Source organism: Pasteurella pantherarum, from assembly GCF_049670885.1.
GTDB lineage: Bacteria > Pseudomonadota > Gammaproteobacteria > Enterobacterales > Pasteurellaceae > Pasteurella.
In genome coordinates, this window is record NZ_CP187173.1 from 2,338,891 (window position 1) to 2,355,939 (window position 17,049).

The 17,049-nt window shown below is 39.7% G+C and carries 17 protein-coding genes; 11 read left to right on the forward strand and 6 right to left on the reverse strand.

Features of this window, described 5'->3' with window-relative positions:
* The first annotated feature begins 23 nt into the window (after positions 1-23).
* Positions 24-548 (forward strand): hypothetical protein, encoded by a 525-nt coding sequence (locus ACPEEM_RS10975; RefSeq protein ID WP_424407008.1) that lies wholly within the window; start codon positions 24-26, stop codon positions 546-548.
* Between the two features lie 120 nt (positions 549-668).
* Here ACPEEM_RS10975 and rarD read toward each other — a convergent pair whose 3' ends face one another.
* Positions 669-1,544, reverse strand: coding sequence for an EamA family transporter RarD (gene rarD / locus ACPEEM_RS10980; protein ID WP_424407010.1), 876 nt, complete (start codon positions 1,542-1,544; stop codon positions 669-671).
* Between the two features lie 43 nt (positions 1,545-1,587).
* A complete protein-coding gene (gene ilvY / locus ACPEEM_RS10985; protein ID WP_424407012.1) occupies positions 1,588-2,469 on the reverse strand; it encodes an HTH-type transcriptional activator IlvY in 882 nt (293 codons plus the stop codon).
* A 251-nt stretch (positions 2,470-2,720) separates the two neighbouring features.
* On the opposite strand from ilvY, the gene ilvC reads away from it, so the two are divergent.
* Complete coding sequence (gene ilvC, locus ACPEEM_RS10990) at positions 2,721-4,196, forward strand: ketol-acid reductoisomerase (protein ID WP_424402145.1); 1,476 nt, start codon at positions 2,721-2,723, stop codon at positions 4,194-4,196.
* 153 nt (positions 4,197-4,349) lie between these two features.
* On the opposite strand, the gene mazG is transcribed toward ilvC, so the two are convergent.
* Positions 4,350-5,165: a nucleoside triphosphate pyrophosphohydrolase gene (gene mazG / locus ACPEEM_RS10995; RefSeq protein WP_424407014.1), complete on the reverse strand. Its 816-nt coding sequence runs from the start codon at positions 5,163-5,165 to the stop codon at positions 4,350-4,352.
* A gap of 182 nt (positions 5,166-5,347) precedes the next feature.
* On the opposite strand from mazG, the gene uspA reads away from it, so the two are divergent.
* The 6 genes from uspA to metJ all read left to right on the forward strand — a co-directional run bounded on the left by uspA (position 5,348) and on the right by metJ (position 11,747).
* Positions 5,348-5,773, forward strand: a complete 426-nt coding sequence (uspA, locus tag ACPEEM_RS11000) for a universal stress protein UspA (RefSeq protein WP_424402147.1) — start codon at positions 5,348-5,350, stop codon at positions 5,771-5,773.
* Positions 5,774-6,001: 228 nt separating this feature from the next.
* Complete coding sequence (gene alaS / locus ACPEEM_RS11005; protein ID WP_424402148.1) at positions 6,002-8,626, forward strand: alanine--tRNA ligase; 2,625 nt, start codon at positions 6,002-6,004, stop codon at positions 8,624-8,626.
* Positions 8,627-8,738: 112 nt separating this feature from the next.
* Entirely contained in the window at positions 8,739-8,927 is a 189-nt protein-coding gene (gene csrA, locus ACPEEM_RS11010; RefSeq protein WP_424402149.1) for a carbon storage regulator CsrA, read from the forward strand.
* Positions 8,928-8,951: 24 nt separating this feature from the next.
* Positions 8,952-10,316, forward strand: a complete 1,365-nt coding sequence (locus ACPEEM_RS11015) for a phosphomannomutase CpsG (RefSeq protein ID WP_424402150.1) — start codon at positions 8,952-8,954, stop codon at positions 10,314-10,316.
* Positions 10,317-10,384: 68 nt separating this feature from the next.
* Positions 10,385-11,272 (forward strand): UTP--glucose-1-phosphate uridylyltransferase GalU, encoded by an 888-nt coding sequence (gene galU, locus ACPEEM_RS11020; protein WP_424402151.1) that lies wholly within the window; start codon positions 10,385-10,387, stop codon positions 11,270-11,272.
* 157 nt (positions 11,273-11,429) lie between these two features.
* Positions 11,430-11,747, forward strand: a complete 318-nt coding sequence (gene metJ / locus ACPEEM_RS11025; RefSeq protein WP_424402152.1) for a met regulon transcriptional regulator MetJ — start codon at positions 11,430-11,432, stop codon at positions 11,745-11,747.
* Between the two features lie 64 nt (positions 11,748-11,811).
* Here the strand turns inward: metJ and deoD are convergent, their stop codons facing one another.
* Both deoD and ACPEEM_RS11035 read right to left on the reverse strand, forming a co-directional pair.
* Positions 11,812-12,528 (reverse strand): purine-nucleoside phosphorylase, encoded by a 717-nt coding sequence (gene deoD, locus ACPEEM_RS11030; protein ID WP_424402153.1) that lies wholly within the window; start codon positions 12,526-12,528, stop codon positions 11,812-11,814.
* Between the two features lie 272 nt (positions 12,529-12,800).
* Positions 12,801-14,063: a NupC/NupG family nucleoside CNT transporter gene (locus tag ACPEEM_RS11035; RefSeq protein WP_424402154.1), complete on the reverse strand. Its 1,263-nt coding sequence runs from the start codon at positions 14,061-14,063 to the stop codon at positions 12,801-12,803.
* 226 nt (positions 14,064-14,289) lie between these two features.
* Here ACPEEM_RS11035 and ACPEEM_RS11040 point away from each other — a divergent pair, with 226 nt between their 5' ends.
* Positions 14,290-14,958, forward strand: coding sequence for a YczE/YyaS/YitT family protein (locus ACPEEM_RS11040; RefSeq protein ID WP_424402155.1), 669 nt, complete (start codon positions 14,290-14,292; stop codon positions 14,956-14,958).
* Here the strand turns inward: ACPEEM_RS11040 and ACPEEM_RS11045 are convergent.
* Positions 14,908-15,948, reverse strand: coding sequence for a glycosyltransferase family 9 protein (locus ACPEEM_RS11045; protein ID WP_424407016.1), 1,041 nt, complete (start codon positions 15,946-15,948; stop codon positions 14,908-14,910). The genes ACPEEM_RS11040 and ACPEEM_RS11045 overlap by 51 nt on opposite strands.
* Before the next feature lie 253 nt (positions 15,949-16,201).
* On the opposite strand from ACPEEM_RS11045, the gene rpsP reads away from it, so the two are divergent.
* Both rpsP and rimM read left to right on the forward strand, forming a co-directional pair.
* Entirely contained in the window at positions 16,202-16,450 is a 249-nt protein-coding gene (rpsP, locus tag ACPEEM_RS11050; RefSeq protein ID WP_005763610.1) for a 30S ribosomal protein S16, read from the forward strand.
* A 46-nt stretch (positions 16,451-16,496) separates the two neighbouring features.
* The gene (gene rimM, locus ACPEEM_RS11055) at positions 16,497-17,024 is read left to right on the forward strand and encodes a ribosome maturation factor RimM (protein WP_424402157.1); all 528 of its coding nucleotides are present in this window, start codon (positions 16,497-16,499) and stop codon (positions 17,022-17,024) included.
* Positions 17,025-17,049 lie beyond the last annotated feature (25 nt).

Genomic DNA, 17,049 nt, shown 5'->3' on the forward strand with positions numbered 1-17,049 from the left:
AAAGTTAGCAAAAGGAAGACACAATGAAAAAGGTAACAAAAATAAGTAGTATCGCGTTATGCACCCTTTTCCTGTTTGGTTGTGATCAATTTGGTTTTAATGCCAAAAAATCGGAGTCAACCCCTCACGTTCAAATTCAAGTGGATCCAAAAGCAGATTTCCAAAAATTCACAGAATTTCAACAATCTCAGAATGCCAAAGTATCGGCATTAAATGAAGAAATCACACGTGCCGTGCAAGCGGGCGACTTAAAAGCACTTGAGCCTGTATTATTAAAATTCTCCACACAAATTAATGAAGTGGCGAAAGAATTAGATGCCTTACCGATTTACAGTGCAGAGATTATTAAATTAAAAGAACAGGCGAAAAATTTATTATTAAAATCTTCTGAATTAATGATTGATAACGTGAAGTTACAGCAAAATCCAACCCCACAAGGTGTACAATCATTAGTGACGAAAAAAGAAATTTTAATGAAAATTGCCGATGAGTTTACCAAGCTGAATAATGAATTGGCTGCCAAATATGGCGAGCCAGTGGCACAATAAGCGACTCATCAAAACAAGAGAAAAACACACCGCACTTTAAATCTGCACCCTAAACGTTGGAGAACATTTCCCACGGATTAAGGTGCAGATTTTTTATATAAAAAAAACAATGGTTTTTTGTTATTTGTAACGCCGTTTTAACCGTATGATGCCTTCAATCATAAATAACAGCATGGAGATTATCAGGCAGATAAAAAGGGGAATGGTTTCGCTGTCGAGCTGTTCGCCAATGAGGAAAGACACGAACAACATCATGATAGGTTCCGCATAACCTAGTAAGCCGAGGACATTAATCGGCAATAAACTGCTGGCAAGAATATAAGTATTGAGTGCGACCCCGCTGATTAAGCCGAGTAAAAGAAGTAGCCATAAAATATGTTCATTGGCTTGTTGAACAGTGGCGAGATCCACCTGCCAAGCAAAATAAATACAAACGGGCAATAATAATGACATTTCCAAACAGAAGCCTGCTAAATCATTAATTTTCAGGATTTTTCGGGTGGCAAAATAGATGCTGTAACCGAAACTCACCAGTAAGGCTTCCCAAGATAACCCACCTTTCAGCATGATATTAGAAAAGACACCGATGGCAGCAATGACAACGGCAAAAAATTTAATTCGTGAAATATGTTCTTTGAAGATAAGACGTCCGCTTAATACCATGACTAAAGGCAACAGTAAGTAGCCAAATGAGACACTTAATGCACTGCCATTATTGGGTGCCCAGAGAAAGAGCCAAATTTGAACGCCCATCATGGCGGAGTTAAAGAGAAAGCCCAAAATTAACAAAGGGTGTTGTTTCATTCTTGTGAAATAATGCAAAAGTGCTTGTTTTTGTTTGAATAAAAATACGGCTGCAATCACAAAGGGAAGGGTGAAGATAATGCGAAAACCGAAAATGTCTTCGCCCCCGAGTGGTTGTAAAAGGGTAGAAAAATAATATAAATAACCGAATAACACGGAGGCTGATAACGATAAAATTATCCCTTTTAACATAGACTTATCCTAACAGTACAAAATTAACAAGCGGTTAACCACTTTACTCTAACACCTGCCAAAATGCACGCACTAATGGTTGGGTTAAGCTTTTTTTCTGTACACAAATACCTAACTCAAAGGGGCTGATCGGGGGGCTTAATTGTAAAATTGAAATTTGGCTACTCATGGGGCTGTTTTTGATCACCACATCGGGCAGCATGGCGACACCGCAACCCAGTGCCACCATAGGCATGATCGCTTCATGCCCTGCTACGGTGGCATAGATTTTAGGGTGTTTAATTTTTTGTTGTTTAAACCAGTGGTCAATGCGTTGGCGAGCAGGGCCTTCAATGGGCAAAATAAACGGGATTTGTTGCCAATTTGTTGGGGTTTGTTGCAGTAATTGTGTAGCAGGGCAGGCGACACGAGGGGCAATGAGCGATAGGCTAATTTCATCAATGTAATGAAATGCGATGTTGTTGGGTAAGGCTTTTGGTCTGCCTGCGAGTGCCAGATCCACTTGTTGGCTTTCCACTTGTTGTAAGGCAAGGGAAGGATCGCCCGTGGTGAGTTTGATTTCCACTTTGGGGTAACGGCTACGAAAACGTTCTAAAATAGTGGGTAAATGGCTGTAAGCAGCAGTTACCGAACAGAATAATGTGAGCTCCCCACTTAGATCTTGGCTTGGGTTATCACGAAGTTGTTGTTTGATTTGCTGCCATTGTGCCCAGCTTTGCTGTGCAAAAGGAATGAATTTTTCACCCGCAGCAGTGAGTTCTACTTGGCGGTTGTTGCGTAAAAACAGGGCTTGCCCCAGTTCGTCTTCGATACGTTGAATTTGCCGTGAAAGTGTGGAAGGCGACATGTGATTTTGTGCCGCCGTCTTGGCAAAATTCTTGGTTTCGCAGAGGTGAAGAAAAAGTTTTAACTCGCTGAAATGCAAAGTGGTTCTCCTGTTGAGCCGAGCTAAGTCGTTTGTGATGCTATGGGCTGTGTTGTGTCAAAAGTGCGGGGGATTTTAAAAAAGTTTTGCAAGCCTTTTGAAAGGGTTATTTTGTTGCAATTATTGCAACATAAAATTTCAATAATATCAATTTACGCAATGATAAAAATCACTATAATCAGAAGAAAGTATAAAGAATATGCAAATACACTTCATACCCAATACACAACATTCAATTTAAGGACACTACAATGGCTAACTATTTCAATACATTAAATTTACGCCAACAATTAGATCAATTAGGTCGTTGCCGTTTTATGGATCGTGACGAATTTGTCAATGAGGCAGAATATCTCAAAGGGAAAAAAATTGTGATTGTCGGTTGTGGGGCCCAAGGGTTAAATCAAGGCTTGAACATGCGTGATTCTGGCTTAGATATTAGCTATGCCTTACGCCCAGCGGCGATTGCAGAGAAACGTGCTTCTTTCCAACGTGCAACCGAAAATGGTTTTAAAGTGGGTACTTATGATGAACTGATTCCTACTGCGGATTTGGTGGTGAATTTAACACCAGATAAACAACACTCTAAAGTGGTGGCAGACGTGATGCCATTAATGAAACAAGGTGCGGCATTGGGTTATTCACACGGTTTAAATATTGTGGAAGTGGGTGAGCAAATCCGTAAAGATATTACTGTAGTTATGGTGGCACCAAAATGTCCAGGAACAGAAGTGCGTGAAGAATACAAACGTGGCTTTGGTGTGCCAACGTTGATTGCGGTACACCCTGAAAACGATCCAAATGGTGATGGCTTAGAGATTGCGAAAGCGTGGGCGGCAGCAACAGGTGGTCATCGTGCTGGGGTGCTTGAATCTTCTTTCGTTGCAGAAGTGAAATCTGACTTGATGGGTGAACAAACCATTCTTTGTGGAATGTTACAAGCAGGATCTATCGTGTGTTATGACAAGTTAGTGGCAGATGGTAAAGATCCCGCTTATGCTGGGAAATTGATCCAATACGGTTGGGAAACCATTACAGAAGCGTTAAAACAAGGTGGAATTACGCTGATGATGGATCGTTTATCGAATTCTGCTAAATTGCGTGCATTTGAACTTTCTGAGCAAATCAAAGAGAAGTTAGCCTTCTTATTTGAAAAACATATGGATGATATTATCAGTGGTGAATTTTCTGCCACAATGATGGCTGACTGGGCAAATGGTGATGCGAATCTTCTTAAATGGCGTGAAGAAACAGGTAAAACAGCCTTTGAAAATGCACCAAAATACGAAGGAAAAATCAGTGAGCAAGAATATTTTGATCACGGTGTATTGATGGTGGCAATGGTGAAAGCAGGGGTTGAGCTTGCGTTTGATACCATGGTGGCAAGCGGGATTTATGAAGAATCTGCTTACTATGAATCTTTACACGAATTACCATTAATCGCCAACACGATTGCTCGTAAGCGTTTATATGAAATGAATGTGGTGATTTCTGATACCGCAGAATACGGTAACTACTTATTTGCCAATGTAGCGACCCCAATTTTGGCAAAAGAAATCATTCCAACGTTACAAAAAGGGGATTTAGGTGAGCCAACCCCAACCGTGGAAATTGATAATATTACGCTTCGTGATGTGAATGATGCCATTCGTCATCACCCAATTGAATTAATTGGGCAAGAATTGCGTGGTTATATGACCGATATGAAGCGTATTTCATCGAATTAATTGATAAGATAGAAAGTCCTCAACAAAAGATAAGCCAGCGTGATGCTGGCTTTTTTGTGCTTTTTTCGTGAACTCGGTACAAGAAAATCTGGCTTGCCTGTCACGCCAACCCCTGTGTTTTGTGGCGTTTATCACAATCTTGTTTATTTTTTATCATGTGCTTTTCTGCGTTTCTGCAAGATTATTTTCGCTTTGTTTGACTTCAGCCCATAATAAATCCATTTCCATTAATGAACTTTGTTCAACGGTTTTATTTTGTTCTTTTAATTTATTTTCTACGGCACGAAAACGTTTTTCAAATTTATTATTTGCTTTGCGTAAACTTTCTTCAGCTTGGCATTTTAAATGTCGGCTTAAGTTAACCGTTGCAAATAATAAATCCCCGACTTCTTCTTCTATTTTATTTTGATCTTTATTCACTTTGTTTAACTCTTGTTTCACTTCGTCAAGCTCTTCGTACACCTTCTCAAGAACAGGCGTTAATTCACGCCAATCGAAACCGACTTTGGCACAACGTTTTTGGAGTTTTTCTGCTCGCATGAGGGCGGGAAAAGCATGTGGAATATTGTCTAAAATAGATTGTTGTCCTTTTTGGTTGTTTTCTTGTGCCTTGATTGCATTCCAATTTTCTAAGGCTTCTTGTTCATTGTTTGCACTGGTCTGACCAAAAACATGAGGGTGGCGTCGAATGATTTTTTCAGCCACATCATTGACCACGTCATCGAACGTAAAGTGTTGATCTTCCGAGGCTAATTGGCTAAAAAAGACCACTTGTAAAAGTAAATCCCCCAGCTCTTCTCGCAGGTTTTCCATGTTCTTCTGCTGAATTGCTTCAATAACTTCATAGCTTTCTTCAAGCAAACATGGAATCATAGAGTCATAATTTTGTTTAAGATCCCATGGACATCCGCCATTTGGATTACGCAGTGTTGCAATAAGCTCTATAAAATTTTGGATAGTGTGTGCCATTTTATTTTTTTTCCTATGCTTAACATGATGAATTCATCATAGCATAATCTTTTAAGTGGGAATAAAGATTGAGGAATGAAAGAAAACTTTTTAAAACGTGATCTAAGGCATATTATTTTGAATACCGCAGTGATATGATACTTAGTGAAGATGTTCAACCTAAGGCAGATGAGGAGTTTATTATGTATAAACACGTATTAGTTGCAGTTGACCTTTCTGATGAAAGTGCATTTTTGTTAGAAAAAGCCGCTGGTGTCGCAAAACGTAATCAGGCAAAATTATCAATTATTCATGTAGATGTTAACTTTTCTGACCTGTATACAGGATTGATTGATGTAAATATGGCATCAATGCAGGATAGAATCTCTACCGAGACGCAACACTCTCTGGTACAATTAGCTGAGCAATCTAGTTACCCAGTATCGGAAAAATTAAGTGGAAGCGGCGATTTGGGTCAAGTTTTAACAGATGCTATTGAAAAATACGATGTTGATCTACTTGTTACTGGACATCACCAAGACTTCTGGAGTAAATTAATGTCCTCGACTCGACAAGTCATGAATAATATTACTGTAGATATGCTAGTTGTTCCACTACGTGATGAATAATTATGCAATATTAAACGTTTAAAAAACGAGCCGCACTTCGAAAAAGATAAACGGAGTGCGGTTTATTTTTTTCGCAGAAATAAGTCAAAAATCTTAGTTATTTTAGTTATTCTTGCAAAAATGTTTTTTATAAATTTTAAAAATATGACAAAATAAAGTAGACTAACTTTTAATCGTATTTTGGTTTCGATTATTGGAAATAATATAAAAAGCAAGGCTTATATATAAATGAAAACAACAGCAGAAATTAGACAATCTTTCCTTGATTTTTTCCACACAAAAGGACATCAGATTGTTGAGAGCAGTTCTCTTGTACCAGAGAATGATCCAACACTTTTGTTTACTAATGCGGGAATGAATCAGTTTAAAGATGTTTTTCTTGGCATGGATAAGCGTTCTTATTCACGTGCAACAACCGCACAGCGTTGTGTGCGTGCAGGCGGAAAACACAATGACCTTGAAAATGTTGGTTATACTGCCCGTCATCATACTTTCTTTGAAATGCTCGGAAATTTTAGTTTTGGCGATTACTTCAAAAAAGACGCCATTCATTTTGGTTGGGAATATTTGACTTCACCACGTTGGTTAGGTTTACCTAAAGAAAAATTATGGGTGACCGTTTATGAAACCGACGATGAGGCTTACGACATTTGGAATAAAGAGGTCGGTGTACCCGCAGAACGTATTGTTCGTATTGGGGATAACAAAGGGCTACCTTATGCGTCAGATAACTTCTGGCAAATGGGGGATACTGGACCATGTGGCCCTTGTACAGAAATCTTTTATGATCACGGCGATCATATTTGGGGTGGTCCACCAGGATCCCCAGAAGAAGACGGCGATCGTTATATTGAAATTTGGAACATTGTCTTTATGCAATTTAACCGTCAAGCAGATGGAACAATGTTGCCATTACCTAAGCCTTCTGTGGATACCGGTATGGGCTTGGAGCGTATTAGTGCGGTCTTACAACATGTTAACTCTAACTATGAGATCGATATTTTCCAAAAACTCATTGAGAAAGTCGCTCAGTTAACTGGTGAAAAAGATCTGAATAACAAATCGTTGCGTGTCATTGCGGATCACATTCGTTCTTGTGCATATTTGATTGCCGATGGGGTGATTCCTTCAAATGAAGGCCGTGGTTATGTATTACGTCGTATCATTCGTCGTGCTGTACGTCATGGAAATTTATTAGGGGCAAAAGAAGCCTTTTTCCATAAGTTAGTGCCAACCTTAATTGACGTGATGGCAGAAGCAGGCACACAATTAAAAGATAAACAAGCCAATATTGAAAAATTATTACGCTTAGAAGAAGAGCAATTTGCACGTACTTTAGAGCGTGGGCTGGCCTTATTAGATGATGCATTAAATCAAGTAAAAACCGGTGAACTTTCTGGTGAGGTTGCATTCAAACTATACGATACCTATGGTTTCCCACTTGATTTAACCGCCGATGTTTGCCGTGAACGTAACATTACCATTGATGAAGCGGGTTTCGACCGTGAGATGAAAGCACAACGTTTACGTGCTCAATCAGCCAGTCAATTTGGCATGGATTACAACAGCGTGATCCGCCTTGATGGGACAACAACCTTTGAAGGCTATACAGAATCAGAAACTCTCGCAAAAGTGACCGCACTTTTCTGTGAGGGTAAACCAGTGGAGCAAGTCGAAGCTGGTCAAAGTGCGGTAATCATTTTAGATAACACACCATTTTATGCGGAATCAGGTGGTCAAATTGGTGACAGTGGTCGCTTAGAAGGACAAGGCTTCGCCTTTGAGGTCAAGGATACGCAGAAATATGGTCAAGTTTTTGGACATATTGGGAAAGTGACTTCAGGTAGTTTAGCGATTGGTCAGTTAGTCAATGCGGTGGTAGATGTACAACGTCGTCATCAAACCTCGTTAAATCACTCTGCAACGCATTTATTGCATGCTGCATTACGTCAAGTATTGGGCACTCATGTTGTTCAGAAAGGTTCTCTAGTTTCTGATGTTGCGTTACGCTTTGATTTTGCACATCCAGAAGCAATTACGAAAGAACAACTTATCGAAATTGAACGTATTATTAACCAACAAATTCGAGCTAACCATGAAATTCGCACTGAATTGATGGCACTTGATGTCGCTAAAGCAAAAGGTGCAATGGCATTGTTTGGTGAGAAATACGCCGATCAGGTGAGAGTTCTTACCATGGGCGATTTTTCCATTGAGCTTTGCGGGGGAATCCACGCAAAACGCACTGGAGATATTGGATTATGTAAAGTAATTGCAGAAACGGCAATTGCTGCAGGTGTACGTCGTATTGAAGCGGTAACTGGTGAAAATGCAATAGCATGGTTACACCAGCAACAAGCTTTATTAACGCAAACTGCAGAATTATTGAAATCGGATGTCAATTCGGTTGTTGATAAAATTCAGCAACTGCAAGAAAAATCGAAGAAAACCGAAAAAGAATTGCTTTCGTTAAAAGAGAAGGCGGCAATGCAAGCTGGATCGGATTTAGCGAAAAGTGCGATTAAAATTAATGATGTTTCTGTCATTATTCAACAGCTCGATGGCGTGGATTCAAAATCGTTACGTGTAATGGTGGATGACTTAAAAAATCAACTTGGTTCTGCGATTATTGCATTTGCCTCTGTGGTTGATGGAAAAGTGAGTTTAATCGTCGGAGTAACCAATGATTTAACTGCTAAAGTGAAAGCTGGTGAGTTAGTCAATGTGTTAGCACAAGAAGTTGGCGGTAAAGGCGGTGGTCGTCCTGATCTGGCTATGGCTGGTGGTACACAGGTGGAAAACGTGAGTCAAGCATTGTTGGTTGGCTCTGAATGGTTAAAAGCTAATTTGTAATTTAGCTTTTGATATATCATTGGTGGTTTAACACAATGATCAATAGGTTTTGATAAGGAATTCGCTAAAAAATAGGGACATTATACTAAACTGTTAAAGGTGAGGAGTTCACATGCTAATCTTAACCCGTAAAGTTGGCGAAAGCTTACTCATCGGCGATGATATTTCTATCACGATTCTGAATATACGTGGCAATCAGGTAAAAATTGGGATTAAAGCCCCTAAAGATGTTTCTGTTCATAGAGAAGAGATTTACCAACGCATTAAACAAGCGATGGATGAACAGCAACAATCTGAGTGATCTTTATGAAAATATGGAGGAATTATGAGTAAATTAACTTGTTTTAAAGCTTATGATATCCGTGGTCGTTTAGGTGATGAGCTAAATGTTGATATCGTATATCGTATAGGTCGTGCATTTGGACAATTCTTGAAACCCAAAACAATCATCGTCGGTGGAGACGTTCGTTTAACGAGTAAGGAACTCAAAAGTGCAGTAACAAATGGATTGCTTGATTCAGGTGTTAATGTCATTGATTTAGGCGAAACGGGCACTGAAGAGGTTTATTTTGCAACATCATTTTTAAAAGCAGATGGTGGAATCGAAGTAACCGCAAGTCATAATCCAATGGATTACAATGGATTAAAATTAGTACGAGAGGGGTCTCGCCCGATTAGTGCTGATACTGGCTTGGGAGATATCCAACGCTTAGCAGAAGAAAATAATTTTTCTCCAGTTTCTCAACGTGGTGAGTACAAACAATTGTCTGTACTGGGGGACTATGTTGAGCATTTGTTATCTTATATTCATTTAGATAACTTAAAACCAATGAAACTCGTTATCAATTCAGGTAACGGGGCGGCAGGGCATGTGATTGATGCCATTGAAGCACAATTTAGAGCAAAACGTGTCCCTGTCGAATTTATTAAAATTCATAATAATCCAGATGGGACTTTCCCAAACGGTATTCCTAATCCAATTCTTCATGGAAATCGTCAAGATACGATTGATGCCGTACTTGCCAATCATGCTGATATGGGTATTGCATTTGATGGTGATTTTGACCGTTGCTTCTTATTTGATGAGAAGGGAAGATTTATTGAGGGATACTACATTGTCGGCCTACTTGGTCAAGCATTCTTACAAAAACATAAGGGTGCGAAGATTATTTATGATCCACGTTTAATTTGGAATACCATTAAATTAGTAGAAGAGAACGGTGGTGAGGCAGTCATGTCGAAATCGGGTCACTCATTTATTAAAGAAAAAATGCGTGAAGTTGATGCGATTTATGGCGGTGAAATGAGTGCACACCACTATTTCCGTGATTTCTTCTATTGTGATAGTGGAATGATTCCTTGGCTATTAGTGATGGAATTAGTTTGCACAACAGGCAAAACCTTGGGTGAGCTTGTTGGCGAGAGTATCGATACCTATCCATCTCCGGGGGAAATTAATAGCAAATTAGCCGATGCAAAATCTGCGATTGCTCGTGTTAGAGCGGCTTACGAAAAAGATGCAGTCAGTGTCAATGATATTGACGGTATCAGTATTGAATATCCAAATTGGCGATTCAATCTGCGTAGCTCGAACACAGAGCCTGTTGTGCGTTTAAATCTTGAAACGCGTGGGGATAAACAGTTAATGGCAGAGAAAACAGAAGAAATTTTAGCGTTATTACGCCAATAATTTCACGAAAAGACCGCACGTTACTTCCGTATTGTGCGGTCATTTATTATTAGAAAGAAGGGAAAGCAATGAAAGCAATTATTCCAGTAGCAGGGTTGGGTACCCGCATGTTACCAGCCACCAAAGCGATACCAAAAGAAATGTTAACGCTTGTGGATAAACCATTAATTCAATATGTCGTGAATGAGTGCGTTGCTGCTGGCATGAAAGAAATTGTATTGGTTACGCATTCTTCAAAAAATGCGATTGAAAACCATTTTGACACTTCTTTTGAATTGGAAACCATGTTAGAAAAGCGTGTTAAACGTCAGCTCTTAGATGAAATCCGTTCTATTTGTCCAAAAGATGTCACCATTATGCATGTACGTCAAGGCAATGCAAAAGGGCTTGGTCATGCGGTGTTGTGTGGTCGTCCTCTTGTTGGAAATGAGCCTTTTGCCGTTGTATTACCAGATGTGTTGTTAGCGGATTTTTCTGCGGATCAAAAAACAGAAAATTTAGCCACCATGGTAAAGCGTTTCGAAGAGACGCAATTAAGCCAGATCATGGTCACCCCTGTTGCTGAAAAAGAGCTCAGTAGCTATGGTGTGGTAGATTGTGGTGGTGTTGCTTTAGCAGGTGGCGAAAGCACAAAAATTCGTAATATTGTGGAAAAACCGAGTATTGAGAATGCACCTTCTAATCTTGCGGTGGTTGGACGCTATGTGTTTTCTGCAACAATTTGGGATTTACTGGAAAGAACACCGATGGGTGTGGGGGATGAAATTCAATTAACGGATGCGATTGATATGCTGATTGAAAAAGAAACGGTAGAAGCCTTTCATATGACAGGAAAAACCTTCGACTGTGGCGATAAGATTGGTTATATGCAAGCATTTGTGGAATACGGTTTACACCATCCTCAATTAGGCAATAAGTTTAAGCACTATTTAAAACAGCTGGTTCAATCCCTGTAATGGTTTTTTAAGGCATCCAGTGGGTGCCTTTCTTTTTTATTGTAAATCATATGTGAATAAAATAGATATCTAGCAATCTTTACGTCTAGATTGTTATTTTCCTGATTTTTCATTAAAATACCACAAGATTATTAGGCAATTGGATAGGATAACAAAAATGGCAAATTGGGATGGAAAATACATTAGCCCTTATGCGGAACATGGTAAGAAAAGCGAGCAAGTCAAAAAAATTACGGTTTCAATTCCGATTAAAGTATTAGAAATTTTAACGAATGAGCGTACTCGTCGACAAATTCGTAATTTACGTCATGCAACAAACAGTGAATTACTTTGCGAAGCATTTTTACATGCCTTTACAGGGCAGCCATTGCCGACAGACGATGATTTAATGAAAGATCGTCAGAATGAAATTCCTGAAGAAGCCAAGAAAATTATGTTATCGTTAGGCATCGATCCTGAACAGTGGGAATATTAACGGATAAAAGAGAAAAGTGCGGTGAATTTCAAAAAAATTTCACCGCACTTTTTAGTAGAAGGGATTAGGCGTTATCCGCAATCAAAATAGATTCCAACGCAATTTCAATCATTTCATTGAACGTTAATTGACGTTCTTCAGCACTGGTTTGCTCATGGGTACGGATATGGTCAGACACCGTGCAGATAGTCAATGCTTTTGCCCCGAACTCTGCTGCCACCCCATAAATACCCGCAGCTTCCATTTCTACCCCTAAGATGCCGTATTTTTCCATCACATCAAACATTTCAACATCTGGTGTGTAGAATAAATCTGCCGAGAAAAGGTTACCGACACGGACAGCCACACCTTTTGCTTTTGCGGCTTGTACGGCGGCTAAGGTCATATCGAAGTCTGCAATGGCGGCAAAGTCATTATCTTTAAAACGAGTACGGTTCACTTTAGAATCTGTACAAGCCCCTACACCAATAACAACATCGCGTAATTTCACATCACTACGAACTGCACCACAAGAACCTACACGGATGATTTTTTTCACGCCGTATTCTGTGATTAATTCTTTCGCATAAATTGAGCAAGATGGAATACCCATACCGTGACCCATAACAGAGACTTTACGATCCTTATAGGTCCCTGTGTAACCTAGCATGTTACGCACATTGGTGACTTCTTTGGCATTTTCTAGGAACGTTTCTGCAATATATTTTGCACGTAAAGGATCGCCCGGCATTAATACAACATCTGCAAATGCACCTGCGGGAGCGTTAATATGTGGAGTCATAATATTTCCTCTTTGTTAAGTTGACGATAGCATGTTTTGCTTATCGAAGTGAAACGAACGCTGAACTTTCGCTGAGTGTGGAAAAATTTGCGTTTGATTATATGTTAAAGACCCTAAAAGATCATTCTCATATTGTGTTTTTGTGGCAGTGGATGAAATTTGAATGCGTTGCTTGATAAGCAAACGTTTACCTTTGCCCCAGATGACAACACCACGAACAATGTCGTGGTGTTGAGTTAAAAACGTGGTGAAATGATACCGCACTTTTTAGCTTACAATGCGACACCACCTAAACCAATAAATAAACCTGCAATGGCAGCACTCATTAAGTTAGCCAGTGATCCTGCGATAACCGCTTTAATCCCTAAACGTGCAATGTCGCCACGACGAGTCGGAGCCATGCCGCCTAAACCACCAATTAAGATAGCGATTGAGCTAAAGTTTGCGAAACCACATAATGCGAAGGTAATGATTGCTTTTGTTTTATCTGTTAATACTGCTGGTGCAGCATCCGATAAGTAAGGAGCAAATTCAACATAACCTACAAATTCATTGATGGCTAATTTGGTACCAATCATGCGACCAGCAATTTCTGCTTCAGCCCAAGGTACGCCCACCACCCAAGCAAGTGGTTTGAAGATCCAACCTAAAATTAAACCTAATGATAAGTCTGACATGCCGAAGAGACCGCCAACGCCGCTTAAGATACCATTTAATAATGCAATTAATGCCACAAATGCGATTAACATAGCACCTACATTCAAGGCTAATTGCATACCTGATAAGGCACCATTTGCGGCGGCATCTAAAATGTTAGCAGGTTTTGTTTCTGCATTTTCTTCTAAATTATCGTTGAATTTTTCAGTTTGTGGATAAAGCAGTTTAGCAAATAATAACCCTGCTGGTGCAGCCATGAAAGAGGCGGCAATTAAGTAAGGAAGTGGAATGCCTAACCCTGCGAATGCCGCCATGACTGAACCTGCAATTGATGCTAAACCACCACACATAATGGCGAAAAGCTCAGATTCTGTCATTTTACTGATATAAGGTTTCACAATTAACGGTGCTTCAGTTTGACCAACGAAAATATTCGCTGCGGCAGACATGGATTCTGCTTTTGAGGTGCCTAATAATTTTTGTAAGCCACCACCGATAATTCTGATGATCCATTGCATCACACCAATGTAGTAAAGCAATGAAATTAATGCAGAGAAGAAGACGATTGTTGGTAACACACGGATAGCGAACACAAAGCCACCGCCACCAAAGACTTCAAACATTTTGTCGCTCACTAAGCCACCAAATAGGAAACTAATCCCTTCGTTGCCGTAGTTAATGACTTTCTGTACGCCATTCGCTAACCAATTTAAGGCATCACGACCAGCAGGTACATATAAGATCAATGCACCAATGAAAATTTGAATTCCTAATGCACCAAATACAGTGCGGAAATTAATGGCTTTGCGATTATTAGATAATAAGAAAGCAATACCCAATAATACAACAATACCTAGAATACTAATGAGTGTACTCATAATTGTAATGTCCTTTACTTAGATGAATGATAGTTCGCCATTTTACTTGTTTTTTTGTTAAAAATCTTGTGTTATTGCTAACGAAATCGTTAAAACGGAGCATATTTTCATTAAAATGTGATGAGCTTCTCAGTTTGGTGAAAGGCATAAGATATGACAGAATCTTATTGGGATAATCTTTCTTTTCTATTATCATAAAACGTTAAGTTTACTCTTCCACGTGATTATGCAAAAAAAATTTCATGTCTTACCACAAACCCCTTGGGCAGCCAGTTCTTTCTGGGCGATAGAAACAAAATCGCTAACTGTCTTAATTTGCTCACTTGCGATCTTAGGCATTGGGGAAGGTCTGATTTTACTTTCTCATCTTGGTTCTGCCCCTTGGACGGTGCTTTCGCAAGGTGTGGCATTACAAGCTAATGTGAGTGTGGGTTGGTCTTCGTTTATGATTAGCTGTGTCGTGATGTTATTTTGGCTTCCGCTAAAACTACGTTTAGGACTTGGCACCATTTTAAATATTATTGTCATCGCCTTTTTTCTAGGCTTAACAGCAGAATTTATGCCAAAACCGACCGCACTTTTTAACCGCTATTTTTATTTGTCGATAGGAATCTTATTATTCGGTGTCGGTTCCGCCTTTTATTTAACTTGCCATCAAGGGGCAGGTCCCCGAGACGGCTTAATGGTTGGCTTTTGCCAACGTTTTCATCTTAAAGTCGGCATTGTTCGCACCATCATGGAGGTTAGCGTTTGCTCATTAGGTTTTCTTTTAGGGGGAACCTTGGGGCTTGGCACCCTATTATTTGCCATCTCAATTGGTTGGGTCGTCCAAATTACCTTGCAGTTATTGATCAAGCTGCCAGCATTTTTTCACAAAGGGAATCACCCGAGTTAGTGCCTGCTCAATATCAATTAAACTCAGATCCATCTGCTTTTTCCGATCCTGTGTTTGCGGTGAAAATGCTAAGTGTTTATCCGCCTCATTAATCGGCTGCCAACGTAACGGCGTGGCAGAGCGACGGCTTGGATAAAAACCAATAGTAGGAATATTTAACGCCGCACTTAAATGTAATGGACCTGTTGATCCCGCAATGAATAAATTTGCACAGGCTAAAGAATGAGCAAAATCCACCAAGCCTGCATTTTTATCATAAATCACCACATTGGCATGATTGACAAGCAAGGCTAACTCATGTGCTTTTTCACTTTCATTCGGTCCAGCTGTCAGCACGATTTGGCAATCAAATTGCGACAATAAACCCGAAATCAAGCGAGCGTATTGTGCCAACGATAAATTAGTGGCAGATCCCCCTGAACCGCTATGCACAAAAAACCATTTTTTAGCAACATCAAGCCCCAAAGTTTGGCTAAGCATTTCTCGCTGATTTTGCACCGCACTTTCCTCAAAGGTTAAGTAAGGCGGGCTCGGCTCAACAATTGGACAATGATTTTTTCGCAAAAAGGCACGAGCAAGATCCAAATTGTATTCAAACTCAGGCTTTAAGGATTGTGAACGGCGTTGCATGACACGATGATTATATAAAAACTGAATCAGCTTCGTAGCGGGGGCTAAACGAAAAGGAATTCCTGCTTTCCACACTAACCATGCATTATATTTATCTGAAAAAAAGTTAATCGAACCCTCAAAGTTCCCCGCCTTGATTGCCTGTAAAGTCGCCCGCTGTGCAGGCTTATCTGCGTTTTTCCCCGCATCAATAATCACATCATCTAAATAGGGGCAAAGACGTGCCAAATCAGCCGTATAGCTCGGCACAAGTGCGGTCAATTTTAAGTCAGGATTGGATTGTTTAAGCATGGCAAATGCTGGCCAAGCTAACATAAAATCACCTAATTTATCGTTGCGTATCACGAGGATTTTTTGCATTTTTCTTTTCAACCTGTTTTGAAATAAAGTGTTTATTCTACCCGTTTTAACGATAAAATTTAATTGAAAAATCCATCACATTTTTCGCAGAAAAAGCCATGTCGCACCGCTTATTCCTTGCTTTTTTATTAAAAAAGAGTATGATCCACAGGCTTTTTGTCTATATATACAGAGAAAAAAGTAAGTTTAATACTCAAGATAACTTCGATAATTGAGTATTTTCTTTTTGTAATCAAACATTTAGAGGAAGGTTATGGTAACCATTCGTTTATCTCGTGGCGGAGCTAAAAAACGCCCATTCTATCAAATTGTTGTGGCTGACAGCCGTTCACCTCGTGATGGTCGTTTCATCGAGCGTGTTGGTTTTTTCAACCCATTAGCAACAGGTAACGCTGAGCGTTTACGCTTAGACTTAGACCGTGTTAATGCATGGTTAGAGAAAGGTGCATCTTTATCTGATCGTGTTGAAAGCTTAGTAAAAGAAGCAAAAAAAGCTGCATAATTTGTACTAATTTATCATTAGTCGCAGTAGAAAATAGGTGATGAATATGGAACAGCAAAGAATTGAAGTGGTTGGCAAATTAGGCTCAACTTATGGTATTCGTGGTTGGTTGCGTATTTATTCATCAACAGAATATGCAGAAAGCATTTTTGACTATCAGCCTTGGTTTTTAAAAATTAAAGGTCAATGGCAACCCACAGAACTCGAAAGCTGGCGTTATCACAACAACGATTTAATTGTGAAATTAAAAAACATTGATGATCGTGAAGCGGCTCAAACTCTTGCCAATGTTGAAATTGGTGTGGATTTGGCGGTGTTCCCTGAATTAGAAGAGGGCGATTATTACTGGCATGATTTAATCGGTTGCCAAGTGGTGAATCTTGAAGGCTATCAAATGGGTCAGGTTTCCGAAATGATGGAAACAGGTTCTAATGATGTGTTGGTTGTGCGTGCAAATAGCAAAGATGCTTTTGGAAAACAAGAGCGGTTAATTCCGTTTTTGTATGAACAAGTAGTTAAAAGAGTGGATCTCAACACGAAGACAATTGTCGTGGATTGGGACGCTGGTTTCTAACCTCAGGTATGCATGTCCGCTTTGG

Coding starts and splice junctions, on each gene's coding strand:
- deoD (WP_424402153.1), bottom strand. CDS start 12,528: ATGACTCCACATATTAACGCTCCCGCAGGTGCATTTGCAGATGTTGTA.
- ACPEEM_RS11045 (WP_424407016.1), bottom strand. CDS start 15,948: ATGCAAAAAATCCTCGTGATACGCAACGATAAATTAGGTGATTTTATG.
- ilvC (WP_424402145.1), top strand. CDS start 2,721: ATGGCTAACTATTTCAATACATTAAATTTACGCCAACAATTAGATCAA.
- alaS (WP_424402148.1), top strand. CDS start 6,002: ATGAAAACAACAGCAGAAATTAGACAATCTTTCCTTGATTTTTTCCAC.
- galU (WP_424402151.1), top strand. CDS start 10,385: ATGAAAGCAATTATTCCAGTAGCAGGGTTGGGTACCCGCATGTTACCA.
- ACPEEM_RS11015 (WP_424402150.1), top strand. CDS start 8,952: ATGAGTAAATTAACTTGTTTTAAAGCTTATGATATCCGTGGTCGTTTA.
- metJ (WP_424402152.1), top strand. CDS start 11,430: ATGGCAAATTGGGATGGAAAATACATTAGCCCTTATGCGGAACATGGT.
- ACPEEM_RS11035 (WP_424402154.1), bottom strand. CDS start 14,063: ATGAGTACACTCATTAGTATTCTAGGTATTGTTGTATTATTGGGTATT.
- rarD (WP_424407010.1), bottom strand. CDS start 1,544: ATGTTAAAAGGGATAATTTTATCGTTATCAGCCTCCGTGTTATTCGGT.
- mazG (WP_424407014.1), bottom strand. CDS start 5,165: ATGGCACACACTATCCAAAATTTTATAGAGCTTATTGCAACACTGCGT.
- ACPEEM_RS10975 (WP_424407008.1), top strand. CDS start 24: ATGAAAAAGGTAACAAAAATAAGTAGTATCGCGTTATGCACCCTTTTC.
- uspA (WP_424402147.1), top strand. CDS start 5,348: ATGTATAAACACGTATTAGTTGCAGTTGACCTTTCTGATGAAAGTGCA.
- csrA (WP_424402149.1), top strand. CDS start 8,739: ATGCTAATCTTAACCCGTAAAGTTGGCGAAAGCTTACTCATCGGCGAT.
- rpsP (WP_005763610.1), top strand. CDS start 16,202: ATGGTAACCATTCGTTTATCTCGTGGCGGAGCTAAAAAACGCCCATTC.
- ACPEEM_RS11040 (WP_424402155.1), top strand. CDS start 14,290: ATGCAAAAAAAATTTCATGTCTTACCACAAACCCCTTGGGCAGCCAGT.
- rimM (WP_424402157.1), top strand. CDS start 16,497: ATGGAACAGCAAAGAATTGAAGTGGTTGGCAAATTAGGCTCAACTTAT.